This is a genomic window from Streptomyces sp. NPDC002104 (assembly GCF_053593795.1).
Genome location: NZ_JBSFDF010000009.1, coordinates 188,489 through 199,583, shown reverse-complemented (window position 1 = coordinate 199,583; position 11,095 = coordinate 188,489). Strand labels below are relative to the sequence as shown.

Here is an 11,095-nt window from a genome sequence, read left to right as displayed (position 1 = left end):
CTTCGGTGCAGATGTCGCAATCCACACCGAACCCGGAGGCCCTCACCCATTTCAAGAACCCAGCACGCGTGTCACCAACGTCCCGGGACAACACACCTAGGCGGGCTCCGCCCCGCTCTAGATCCGGGTCAGGGCCCAGATGCCGACGGCGAAGCAGAGCACGGCGGCGAGCAGGATGCCGGCGGCGACCTTGGCGGGCGGGGGCGCGAGGGTGCTCGCGCGGGGTGCGGCCGGGGGGACGGGCTGGGTCTGCGGGTGCGGCTGCGGGTGTGGCTGGGGCTGTGCGTACGGGTGCGGGTGAGGGTGCTCGTACGGGGCGGTCGGCGAGGTCGGCGAGGTCGGCACCGTCTGCGAGGCCTGCGCGGCCTGCGGAGTCGGGGCGGTGGCGAGCTGGGGCGGAGGGAGGTGGAAGCTGCCCGTCTCCGAGGGGCCGAACACACCGAGGGGCGCGGTGACGGGAGCGGGAGCGGGAGCCGGCGCGGCCGTCCCCGCCGGATCCGCCGTCGGCGGGGTCTCGTGGGCGGCTTCCCGGAGTGTTCGGGGCGTGAAATCGTGCGGCACCGGGCCGAGTTGGTCGAACACCTCGACCGGATCCGCGTCCGGTCCGGGCGGCGGGAGCAGCTCCAGGGCCTCGGCGAGGGCCCTGCGCGCCCCGGTGGCGGTCTGGAACCTGCTCCGGGGGTCCGGCTGGAGCAGCGCGGCCAGGACGTCCCACAGCGGCGCGGGAACGCCTTCGGGGGCACCGGGGGTGCCGTGGGTGAAGAACTGCTCCGCGAGGGCCCGGGAGTCGGGCCTGGTGCCCTGGAGCAGGTAGAGGCCGACGAGTCCGACGGCGAACAGGTCGGCGGTGAAGTCCGGCTCGGAGCCGAGGAGTTGTTCGGGGGCGAGATAGCCCGGGGTGCCGACCACGTAGGCGGTCTCGGTCAGCCGGGGCTCGCCCTTGCGCATGGCGATGCCGAAGTCGGACAGCCGCAGGTGCGGCCGCCCGGTTCCGGTGGCCTCCATCAGGATGTTGGCCGGTTTGATGTCGCGGTGCACGACACCTTCCGCGTGCACCGCCGCCAGTCCCGACAGGAGCTGGTCGAGCAGGGTGCACACGAACCGGGGCGGCAGGGCCCCGTAGTCCCCGATCACATGGGCGAGGGAGCCGCCGGCGACGAGGTCCATGGTGAAGAGGACCTTGTCGTCGTCCGCCGCCCAGCTGGCCGGGGCCAGTACGTGCGGGTGATCGATCCGCAGCGCCTGCTCGCGGACGAAACGCAGGAGGGTGTGGGCATCGCTGTGCAGGAGGACCTTCGCCGCGACGTACCTGCGGCGCCGGTGGTCCCAGGCTCGCCATACGGCGCCGGCGCCGCCACGTCCGATCGGGTCGATCAGTTCGTACCGGCCGGCGAAGATCTCACCCATTGCTGCGCCCGTCCCCCGTCGTCAGCTGCGTCCGTTGCGTGCGTGGCGTGTCAGTTCTGGTGCGCCTCGTAGTGCGCGACGGCGTCGGAGGTGCGGCCCGCTCCGTACACCCGGAGGAACTCTGCCAGTTCCGGATGGGTGGGGGCGAGGGTGTCCGCCGCGTCGATGATGTCCCCGGCCGCGGAGACCGAGCGCAGCAGCGACTGGATCTCACGGACCACGCGCTTGACGGTGGGTGCGCCGGAGCCGGCGGCGGTCTGGCCGGTGCTGTTGCTGAGGACGGAACCTCCCTGGGTCTTCTTGATCTCGTCCATCCGGTCGGTCGCCTCTCCCGCGCTGACGCTCCCGTCGGCCACCTGGCCGGCGAGATCCTGGAGAGCCTGGACCCGCTGGACCACGGCCGGGTTTCCGATCTTGGCCCGCTGGCCGCTCATCAGCTGGGACAGCATCGGCGCCGACAGCCCGAGGACGGCAGCGAGGCGGGCCTGGTTCAAGCCGAGGTCATCTATGAGCCGGCGGAACAGCGCGCCGAGCGGCTCCCCGTACCAACTCCGCTGGAGTTCCCTGGCTCTCGCGGTCGCCTCTTGCTGTACTGCGTCCACTCTTACTACTCCCCTTCGCTGGTGCGAACCTCGCGAGCATCTTACGGAGCGTGGTCGCGGGGCGGGAGTCCCTATCATTTTGCGGGATGAGGGGGTACACCCGGTACTCTGTCCTACGGAACGGTCACTCGCTCGCGGGGGATCGGCACGTCCACATTCGGGGCCTTAGCTCAGTTGGTAGAGCGCTGCCTTTGCAAGGCAGATGTCAGGAGTTCGAATCTCCTAGGCTCCACCGAAAAATACCCCCCTGACCTGCTGAAACGCGGTCAGGGGGGTTTTTCGTGGGGTCGGTCCGTTCCGGGGCGGCGCGGCCCCGGGCCGCCCTCGGGCGGGGGTCAGTCGGTGACGAGGTCGTCGGGGGTGGACCGGGCGATGGCGGCCAGGGTGTCCAGTGCCTGGACGAGGACGTCGGCCTGCGGTGAGGCCAGTCCCAGCCGGATCGCGTTGGGGGCGTTGTTGCGGCCGACGGTGAACGCGGCGGCGGGCGCCACCCCGATGCCGTGCCGCGCGGCGGCCGCGACGAAGGTGTCCGAGCGCCACGGGCGGGGCAGCCGCCACCAGCAGTGGAAGGAGCACGGATCGCTCCGCACCTCGAAGCCGGCGAGGTGCCGGGCCGCCAGGCCCTGGCGTACGACGGCTTCGCGCTGCTTGGCCTCGACGAGCGCGGCCACGGTGCCGTCCTGCTGCCAGCGGTGGGTGGACTCCAGGGCGAACCGCATGGGGGTCCAGCCGCCCGAGCGCAGGGAGGTGGCGATGTCGCCGACCAGGGGGCCGGGCGCCACCACGAAGCCGAGGGTCAGTCCGGGCGCGATGCGCTTGGACAGGCTGTCGACGAGGACGGTGCCCTCAGGGACGAGTGCGGCGAGCGGCGGGAGTTCGTCGCGGAGGAAGGCCCAGACGGTGTCCTCGATCGCGGGGATCCCCAGCCGCAGCAGCACCTCGGCCAGATGTGCCACGCGCTCCGGCGGCATGGTGAGCGAGAGCGGGTTGTGCAGTACGGGCTGGACGTACACGGCGTTGAGCGGAGCGCTGCGGTGGGCTTCCTCGACGGCCTCGGGGAGCAGCCCGGCGTCGTCCATGGCCAGCGGTACGAGGGTGATGCCGAGCCGGGCCGCGACGGCCTTGACGAGGGGATAGGTCAGCGCCTCGACGCCGAGCCGGCCGCCCGGCGGGACCAGGGCGGTGATGACGGCCGCGATGGCCTGGCGGCCGTTGCCGGCGAAGAGCACCCGCTCCGGTGCGGGGCGCCAGCCGCCGCGGGCGAGCAGGCCGGCGGCGGACTCCCGTACGGCGGGCAGGCCCGCGGCGCCGATCGGCCGCAGGGCGTCGCCGAGGACGTCGGGCCGCATCAGCCCGGCGAGGCCTTCGGCCAGCAGCGCCGTCTGCTCGGGAACGACCGGGTAGTTGAGCTCCAGGTCGATCCGGCTGCCCGCGGGTTCGGTGAGCGCGGGGGCGGCGGCGGGTGCGCGGGAGGACTCCGCGCGGACGAAGGTGCCCCGGCCCACTTCGCCGAGCGTCAGGCCCCGGTGGGCGAGCTCGCGGTAGACGCGGGCGGCGGTGGAGCCGGCGATGCCGTACTGCCGGGCGAACTCCCGCTGCGGGGGCAGCTGGTCGCCCGGCCGGAGCTCTCCGGTGCGGATCTGCTCGGCCACCGCGTCGGCGACGCTCCGGTAGTCCTTCACGGCGGTTTTCCCCTCGGTCGAATGCGCCCGATCCCACCACAGAATTGCACCGAGTGCAATATCGGGGATTGTACTGAGTTACTCGGATCAATATGATCCGAGCATTGCACCGAGTCGTCGGAGTGCACCGAGATCGAAGCAGTGAATGAGGGTGTTCCCATGGTCGAACTGAGCGGGGTTCTCGGCGTGGTGGTGGTGGCGCTCGGCATGGTGCTCACCCCGGGCCCGAACATGATCTATCTCGTCTCGCGCAGCATCACGCAGGGCAAGCGCGCCGGGATCACCTCCCTGGGCGGCGTGGCCCTCGGCTTCATGGTCTACCTGCTGGCCGCGAACCTGGGCCTGTCCGTCGTCTTCATCGCCGTACCCGAGCTGTACTTCGCGGTGAAGCTGGCCGGTGCGGTCTACCTCGCCCACCTCGCCTGGAACGCGCTCAAGCCGGGCGGCCTCTCGGTCTTCTCCCCGCAGGAGGTCCCGCACGACTCCCCGCGCAAGCTGTTCACGATGGGCCTGATGACGAACCTGCTCAACCCGAAGATCGCCATCATGTACCTCTCGCTCATCCCGCAGTTCATCGACCTCGACAAGGGCCACGTCCTCCTCCAGGGCATCGTGCTCGGCTCGATCCAGATCGTGGTCAGCGTCGCCGTCAACCTGGCCATCGTCCTGGCGGCCGGCACCATCGCGGGCTTCCTGGCCCGCCGCCCCTCCTGGCTCAAGGTGCAGCGCTACATGATGGGTTCGGTCCTCGGCACCCTCGCCTTCACCCTGGCCCTCGACACCTCGGGCCCGGCCTGAGGCGGCGCCCGCCGCCCGGAGCACCGGCCCGCGGCCGATGAACCGTGGCATCGTGGACCCGCCGCGGGGTCTTCCGCCAAAAAGGTGCTCTGACCTGTGAAAAGAGGATGTGCCACATGCGCCCCGAAGAGAAGGTCACCCCGTTCCGGGTCGACATCCCCCAAGCCGATCTGGACGATCTCCACGCACGCCTGGACCGCACCCGGTGGCCCGACGAGATCCCCGGATCGGGCTGGGAGTACGGGATTCCGGGCGGCCACCTGAAGGACCTCGTCCGGTACTGGCGCCACACGTACGACTGGCGGGCCGCCGAGTCCAGGCTGAACGAGTGGCCGCAGTTCACGACCGTGATCGACGGGGCACACCTGCACTTCGCGCACATCAGGTCACCGCAACCGGACGCCACCCCGCTGCTCATGACCCACGGATGGCCGGGCTCGATCGTGGAGTTCACCGATGTGGCCGGCCCGCTCACCGATCCGGCCGCCCACGGCGGCGACCCGGCCGACGCCTTCCACCTGGTCCTGCCGAGCATCCCCGGGTTCGGCCTGTCCGGGCCGACCCGGGAGGCGGGGTGGGAGTTCACGCGCGTCGCGGCCGCCTTCGCCGAGCTCATGCGCCGGCTGGGCTACGAGCGGTACGGGGTCCAGGGCGGCGACTGGGGCGCGGCGATCTCCCGCGAGATCGGCCGCACCCGGCCCGAGGTGACCGGTGTCCACCTGAACCTGATCCCGAACGCCTACATGGCACGGGAACCGGAACCGGCCGATCTGCTGGGCCTCTCCCCGGAACAGGCCGCGCTCACCCGGACGTCCTGGGAGCGGTTCCAGGAGTGGGCCCGCGACCGCCAGGGGTACGCGGACATCCAGTCCACCCGCCCGCAGACCCTCGCGTACGGCCTGACGGATTCGCCCGTCGGCCAACTCGCCTGGATCGCCGAGAAGTTCCACGAGTGGACGGGCTCGCCCGTCGACCGCGACCTGCTCCTCACGAACGTGATGCTCTACTGGCTGACCGCCACGGCGGGCTCCTCGGCCCGGCTCTACTACGAGCGCGCACACGCCGGTTACTGGGGAGCACCGCCCGAGCCGTCGAAGGCCCCGACCGCGCTCGCCCATTTCCCCCACGAGAACTTCCTCCTGCTGCGCCACCTCGCCGAGCGGACCAACAACATCGTGCAGTGGACCGAGTTCGACCGGGGCGGCCACTTCGCCGCCCTGGAAGAGCCCCAGTTGCTGGTCGGGGACATCCGGCGGTTCTTCCGCTCGCGCTGAGCGCCCGCCCGGGTCCCGGCCCACCGGCCCGGACCCGGGCCGGTGGAGGTGGTTCAGCCGCGGGCGCGGGCCTTGCGGGCGCGGACCATGAAGGTCGCACCGAGTCCGCCGAAGATCGCGATGAGGGCGGCGCCGGTGATCGCGGTGGTGCTGTTGTCGGTGTCCGCGGGGACGGTCCCGGTGATTTCGGCACCCGCGGCGACGGGGCCCTTGGGGACGGCGACGGTCTGCGGCTCGACCACGGCCGTCTGCGGCGTCACGACGGCCGGCGTGAAGGCGGCCGGCTTCACGCCGGGCTTGGTGGGCTTCGCCGAGGGCTTGGGGGTGGGCTTCGGGGCGGGTGCGGCCTTCGGCAGGACGTGGAAGGAGGTGGAACCGTCCTCGCCGAGGACCCGGACGGTGAGGCCGTAGCGGCCCTCGTACCGGCCGGAGCCGATCTTCGCGAGGTCGTACCGGATGCCGTCGACCACGGCGTGCCGGTGGTTCGGGTCGAGCTTGGCCAGCACGCGGCCGGCCCAGCCGTCGCCCGGCTTCCAGTCCTTCGCGACGGCGCGGATCCAGACCTCCGGGCCCTCGGCGCCGTTGCGCAGTACCGCGAGCCGGCCCTTGGCGACGATGACCTTCTCGCCGTCGTAGCGGTCGTTGCCGGAGGTGTCCCGGGACGTGCCCGATACCGCGGTGACCGCCGACGTCGTGGTCACGGCCTGCGCGGCGGGCGCGGCGATGGCCGTCGCGGCGGGCGCCAGGAGGGCTCCGGCGAGGGCGGCGGTGACGATCGAGGTACGGAGGGCGGTACGCATAACGACTCCTTGAAAACATTGTCTGGGAGAGGGCGGAGAGTCGCATGCCGCGGTGTCGCTGTCGGGGTTTCGTCCGGTCAGGTCTGCGGGGCTGCTGATGAGAAATCTACGGATCTTGATCGTCCGGAACGTGGGCTTCCTGTCATGGGTGGGTAACAGGGGACGGCCCCCTGCGCAACGACGGTGGGCCGCTCCACCGGAGCGGCCCACCGTCGTGACACATCGGGGCGAGGTCACCGGCGCCGGCCGGGCCGCAGCAGGGTCGCCGCCACCGTGAGGGCGGTGAGCATCAGCCCGGCTCCGATGCCAAAGGCCAGGTGGTAGCCGGAGGTCAGGGCTTCGGCGCGGTCGAGGCCGGTGCCGAGCAGGGAGTCGGTGCGGGCGGCGGCCAGGGTGGAGAGGACGGCGACGCCGAGGGCCATGCCGATCTGCTGGGTGGTGTTGAACAGGCCCGAGGCGAGCCCCGCGTCCTGCTCGTCGGCGCCGGACATCCCGAGTGCGGTGAGGGCGGGCAGGGCCAGGCCGAAGCCGGCGGCCAGCAGCATCACGGGGAGCAGGTCGGTGACGTAGTCGGCGTGGACCGGGAGCCGGGTCAGCAGCCCCAGGGCGGCGACGAGCAGGGCCAGTCCGGCCAGGAGGACGAAGCGCTCACCGAAGCGGGCGTTGAGCGGGGCGGAGGCGAAGAGGGAGACCGCGCCGATGACCACGGCCGCCGGGAGCATGGCCAGGCCGGTCTCGGCGGCTCCGTAGCCGAGCACGTTCTGGAGGTAGAGGGCGACGAGGACCTGGAAGGAGAACAGCGCGGCCACCATCAGCATCTGGACCAGGTTCGCGCCGACCACGGTCCGCGAACGGAAGATGCGCAGCGGTACCAGCGGGGTGCGGGTCCTGGCCTGGCGTGCGGTGAAGCCGGCGAGCAGGGCGATCGAGAGCGTGCCGAGGCCGAGGGTGTGCACGGAGAGCCAGCCGTAGCGCTCCACCTCGACGACGGTGAAGATGCCGAGCATCAGGCCGGCGGTGACCAGCAGGGCGCCGATGACGTCGGCGCCGGCGCGCAGGCCGGGTCGGGCGTGAGCGCTGTCGGCGGGGAGCGCGGGCAGGGCCAGTGCGAGGGCGGCGAGCCCGATGGGCAGGTTGATGAAGAAGATCCAGTGCCAGTCGAGGGCGTCGGTCAGGACCCCGCCGAGCACCTGGCCCAGGGAGGCCCCGGCCGCACCGGTGAAGGAGAAGACGGCGATGGCCTTGGCCCGCTCGCGCGGTTCGGTGAACAGCGTGATCAGGATGCCCAGGCTGACGGCCGCGGCCACGGCGCTGCCGAGACCCTGCAGGAACCGGGCGGCGATGAGCACCTCGGGGGAGCCGGCGAATCCGGCGAGCAGCGAGGCTCCGGTGAAGATGCCGGTCCCGGCCAGGAACATCCGCTTGCGGCCGATGAGGTCGCCGAGCCGGCCGGCGAGGAGCAGCAGGCTGCCGAAGGCGATCAGGTAGGCGTTGACGACCCAGCTCAGTCCGGCGGGGGTGAAGCCCAGGTCCTTCTGGATGGCCGGCATCGCGACGGTGACGATGCTGCCGTCGAGGACGGTCATCAGCACGCCGGTGGACAGCACCCCGAGGGCGGTCCAGCGGGAGCGCAGCCCGCGCGGTGCGGCCGGTGCGGCGGGCGCGGCCGGTGCGGAAGCGGTGGGAGCCGCAGGAGCGGCGGGAGCGGCGGGAGCGGAGGTGGCAGGCATCGGTGTCCCCAGTCGGTGAGCGCGGCGGGCTGACTTGGTAAGACCGTATCAGATAGTTCTGTTGCAGACGATCTATTGGGGACTGAATTGCTAGACTGGCGGACATGACAGCCATGGCACCCGCACGGAACGAGCCGGACCTCTCCTTCCTCCTGGACCACACCAGCCACGTCCTGCGCACCCGCATGGCGGCGGCGCTCGACCAGGTCGGCCTCACGGCACGGATGCACTGCGTGCTCGTGCACGCACTGGGGGAGGAGCGGACACAGATCCAGCTCGCCGAGATCGGGGGCATGGACAAGACGACGATGGTCGTCACCGTCGACGCCCTGGAGAAGGCCGGACTGGCCGAGCGGCGGCAGTCCAGCACGGACCGCCGGGCCCGCGTCATCGTCGTCACGGACAAGGGCGCGGACCTGGTGAAGGAGAGCAGCCGCATCGTCGACCAGGTGCACGCCGACGCCCTGGGCTCCCTCGCGGACACGGACCGCGAGGCGGTGCTGCGGGTACTGAACCTGCTGGTCAAGGGCGATCTGGAAACCCCGTCGGAGAGCCCGCGGCCCGCCCGCAGGGCCCGCCAGTAGCGCTCGGTCGTCCCCCGGATGGCCCTGTCGCAGGGCCGTCCGGCGCCTTCTGGCGGACAGTGGAACAAGGCACTCAGCCCTGGGGGGCACCACCATGCCGGAGGCGTACGCACATGGGACTGTTCGACTTCATGAGGTCCGACAAGAAGAAGGAACAAGCCGAGAAGGCCGCCGAAAAGGCGGCTGAGCAGGTGCAACAGCAGGCCGCGGCCGCCCCGGCGCCGCCGTCCGCGATGCCCGCCGACACGGGGAGCAAGTACACCGACTCGGCAGCGGCGACCAAGGCGGCCGCCGAACGCATGGCGGCGGCCGCGCCGCCCAAGGCCGCACCGATGCCGCCGAAGGCCGCACCGATGCCCCCCGCCGCGAAGCCCGCCCCGCACACGCCCACGCCGGCCTCCGCCGCGCACAAGGCGGTGCCCGCGGCCCCGATGCCGAAGCCCGCGCCCAAGGCGCAGCGCACGTACACCGTCCGCTCGGGCGACTCGCTCTCCGCGATCGCCCGCCGCGAACTCGGCAACGAGGGCCGCTGGCGCGAGCTCTACGCGATGAACAAGGGCGTCATCGGCTCGAACCCCGACATGATCCACCCGGGGATGAAGCTCAACCTCCCCGGCTAGCAAGGGAGAACATGTGAGTGGGGCCCGGATCCTTTCCCAGGATCCGGGCCCCACTCACATCTCACGCCGTCTCAGCGGTGCTTGCGCTTCGCGTCCTCCGCGTCGATCCGCTCCTGGGCGGCCTCGGCCTCTTCCTCCAGGCTGGACACGAACTCCGACCCGGCCTCGCGCTCCTTCACCGCCAGCTCCTCGTCGAAGGCGGCCGGAGCCTCCTCGCGCCCCGACAGTTCGGTGGCGGCCGGCGGCTCGACGAGCCAGTCCGGGTTCGACTGCTGGTCCCACCACCGCCACGCGGCGTAGGCCCCGCCGGCCAGCACGCCGACCACCGCCAGGCCCTTGAACAGGCGGCCGCAGCGCGCACGCCGCTCGTGGCGCCGTACGAGCTGCTGGACCTCCTTGGCCGACACCTGGCCGCGCAGCGCCGCCAGCGCCGCCGTCGACCGGGACGCGGCCTCCTCGGCCACCGGCTGCGCCGCCGCGTAGACGCTCTCCAGCCGCGGCTGCGTGTAGTCCACCGCGTGCCGGGCCGCCAGGCGGGTCTGCTTCACGGCATTGGTCGCCGCCCGGTCGACATGCGGCGGCACGTGCGCACGCGCCGACTTGATCCGGGGCTGTACGTGGCAGCCGTACGTCTGGCGGGCTTGTTTGGCAGCCTCGCCGGCCGCGTAAGACACTTTCGGTGCGAGCCGTTCATTTGCTTCGTGGGCGTAATGCACCGCAGCGTGCTTGGCGGATTCCGCGTACGGCGCCACCACTTCCGCTGCGTGCCGCGCCGTATCCCTGGCACTTGATGCTGCCAGGCGCACGCTTTCCTTGCGGGTCACGGGATCCTCCTCCTCGGTGGCGGACACAGTTCACCTTTCCACCCTTTGTCGGATCATGCCTCCCATACCGCCGACCGGCATGCGCGACAGGGCATCCGAGTGGACGATTTCCGTCCTGTGCAGCTCTCCGTGGGAGGATCTGGAACAGACAGTGATGACCAGTGATGACTAGGGAAGGCAGATCCGTGGCCGAGAAGCTCTACGCCACCCTGAAGACCAACCACGGCGACATCGAGATCGAGCTTCTGCCGAACTTCGCCCCGAAGACCGTGCGGAACTTCGTCGAACTCGCCACCGGTGAGCGCGAGTGGACGCGTCCCACGGACGGCCAGAAGACCACGGACCCGCTCTACGACGGCACCGTCTTCCACCGCGTCATCAGCGGGTTCATGATCCAGGGCGGCGACCCGCTGGGCAACGGCACCGGCGGCCCCGGCTACCAGTTCGCCGACGAGTTCCACCCCGACCTGGCCTTCACCAAGCCCTACCTGCTCGCGATGGCGAACGCCGGCCCGGGCACCAACGGCTCCCAGTTCTTCATCACCGTCGCCCCCACCGCCTGGCTGACGCGCAAGCACACCATCTTCGGGGAGATCGCCGACAAGGCCAGCCAGAAGATCGTCGACACCATCGCCGCGGGTCCCACCAACCCGCGCACCGAGCGGCCCCTCGACGACGTGATCATCCAGTCGGTCGTCATCGAGAAGCGCTGACCGCAGGGGAACCTTTCGGCCCCGCCCGTCCGTCCTCGATACGTACCGGACGGGCGCGGGC

The 11,095-nt window shown here is 71.4% G+C and carries 11 protein-coding genes and 1 tRNA gene; 6 read left to right on the top strand and 6 right to left on the bottom strand.

Annotated features, from left to right (window positions below):
* Nucleotides 1–117: 117 nt before the first annotated feature.
* Both ACWCP2_RS11500 and ACWCP2_RS11495 read right to left on the bottom strand, forming a co-directional pair.
* Nucleotides 118–1,407 (bottom strand): serine/threonine-protein kinase, encoded by a 1,290-nt coding sequence (locus tag ACWCP2_RS11500; RefSeq protein WP_450908368.1) that lies wholly within the window; start codon nt 1,405–1,407, stop codon nt 118–120.
* Nucleotides 1,408–1,457: 50 nt separating this feature from the next.
* Nucleotides 1,458–2,009: a helix-turn-helix domain-containing protein gene (locus ACWCP2_RS11495; protein ID WP_450908367.1), complete on the bottom strand. Its 552-nt coding sequence runs from the start codon at nt 2,007–2,009 to the stop codon at nt 1,458–1,460.
* A gap of 159 nt (nt 2,010–2,168) precedes the next feature.
* Here ACWCP2_RS11495 and ACWCP2_RS11490 point away from each other — a divergent pair.
* A tRNA-Ala gene (locus ACWCP2_RS11490) sits at nt 2,169–2,241 on the top strand.
* A gap of 103 nt (nt 2,242–2,344) precedes the next feature.
* On the opposite strand, the gene ACWCP2_RS11485 is transcribed toward ACWCP2_RS11490, so the two are convergent.
* Nucleotides 2,345–3,691, bottom strand: a complete 1,347-nt coding sequence (locus ACWCP2_RS11485) for an aminotransferase-like domain-containing protein (protein ID WP_450908366.1) — start codon at nt 3,689–3,691, stop codon at nt 2,345–2,347.
* A gap of 159 nt (nt 3,692–3,850) precedes the next feature.
* Here ACWCP2_RS11485 and ACWCP2_RS11480 point away from each other — a divergent pair, with 159 nt between their 5' ends.
* Nucleotides 3,851–4,489: a LysE family translocator gene (locus tag ACWCP2_RS11480; protein ID WP_450908365.1), complete on the top strand. Its 639-nt coding sequence runs from the start codon at nt 3,851–3,853 to the stop codon at nt 4,487–4,489.
* A 116-nt stretch (nt 4,490–4,605) separates the two neighbouring features.
* Nucleotides 4,606–5,763, top strand: a complete 1,158-nt coding sequence (locus ACWCP2_RS11475) for an epoxide hydrolase family protein (protein ID WP_450908364.1) — start codon at nt 4,606–4,608, stop codon at nt 5,761–5,763.
* A 53-nt stretch (nt 5,764–5,816) separates the two neighbouring features.
* Here ACWCP2_RS11475 and ACWCP2_RS11470 read toward each other — a convergent pair whose 3' ends face one another.
* The gene (locus ACWCP2_RS11470; protein WP_450908363.1) at nt 5,817–6,563 is read right to left on the bottom strand and encodes a hypothetical protein; all 747 of its coding nucleotides are present in this window, start codon (nt 6,561–6,563) and stop codon (nt 5,817–5,819) included.
* A 233-nt stretch (nt 6,564–6,796) separates the two neighbouring features.
* Nucleotides 6,797–8,293: an MFS transporter gene (locus ACWCP2_RS11465; RefSeq protein WP_450908362.1), complete on the bottom strand. Its 1,497-nt coding sequence runs from the start codon at nt 8,291–8,293 to the stop codon at nt 6,797–6,799.
* 104 nt (nt 8,294–8,397) lie between these two features.
* Between ACWCP2_RS11465 and ACWCP2_RS11460 the strand changes: the two genes are divergently transcribed.
* Together ACWCP2_RS11460 and ACWCP2_RS11455 are read left to right on the top strand one after the other, a co-directional pair.
* A complete protein-coding gene (locus ACWCP2_RS11460) occupies nt 8,398–8,877 on the top strand; it encodes a MarR family winged helix-turn-helix transcriptional regulator (RefSeq protein ID WP_450908361.1) in 480 nt (159 codons plus the stop codon).
* 113 nt (nt 8,878–8,990) lie between these two features.
* On the top strand, nt 8,991–9,497 hold the full coding sequence (locus ACWCP2_RS11455) for a LysM peptidoglycan-binding domain-containing protein (protein WP_450908360.1): 507 nt from the start codon (nt 8,991–8,993) through the stop codon (nt 9,495–9,497).
* 71 nt (nt 9,498–9,568) lie between these two features.
* Here the strand turns inward: ACWCP2_RS11455 and ACWCP2_RS11450 are convergent, their stop codons facing one another.
* Nucleotides 9,569–10,321 (bottom strand): DUF5324 family protein, encoded by a 753-nt coding sequence (locus ACWCP2_RS11450; RefSeq protein ID WP_450908359.1) that lies wholly within the window; start codon nt 10,319–10,321, stop codon nt 9,569–9,571.
* Between the two features lie 185 nt (nt 10,322–10,506).
* Between ACWCP2_RS11450 and ACWCP2_RS11445 the strand changes: the two genes are divergently transcribed.
* A complete protein-coding gene (locus ACWCP2_RS11445) occupies nt 10,507–11,034 on the top strand; it encodes a peptidylprolyl isomerase (protein ID WP_450908358.1) in 528 nt (175 codons plus the stop codon).
* Nucleotides 11,035–11,095 lie beyond the last annotated feature (61 nt).

What these genes read in the sequence shown, in the direction of transcription:
- ACWCP2_RS11455 (WP_450908360.1), top strand. Translation starts at nt 8,991, where the DNA reads ATGGGACTGTTCGACTTCATGAGGTCCGACAAGAAGAAGGAACAAGCC.
- ACWCP2_RS11500 (WP_450908368.1), bottom strand. Translation starts at nt 1,407, where the DNA reads ATGGGTGAGATCTTCGCCGGCCGGTACGAACTGATCGACCCGATCGGA.
- ACWCP2_RS11460 (WP_450908361.1), top strand. Translation starts at nt 8,398, where the DNA reads ATGACAGCCATGGCACCCGCACGGAACGAGCCGGACCTCTCCTTCCTC.
- ACWCP2_RS11475 (WP_450908364.1), top strand. Translation starts at nt 4,606, where the DNA reads ATGCGCCCCGAAGAGAAGGTCACCCCGTTCCGGGTCGACATCCCCCAA.
- ACWCP2_RS11465 (WP_450908362.1), bottom strand. Translation starts at nt 8,293, where the DNA reads ATGCCTGCCACCTCCGCTCCCGCCGCTCCCGCCGCTCCTGCGGCTCCC.
- ACWCP2_RS11470 (WP_450908363.1), bottom strand. Translation starts at nt 6,563, where the DNA reads ATGCGTACCGCCCTCCGTACCTCGATCGTCACCGCCGCCCTCGCCGGA.
- ACWCP2_RS11480 (WP_450908365.1), top strand. Translation starts at nt 3,851, where the DNA reads ATGGTCGAACTGAGCGGGGTTCTCGGCGTGGTGGTGGTGGCGCTCGGC.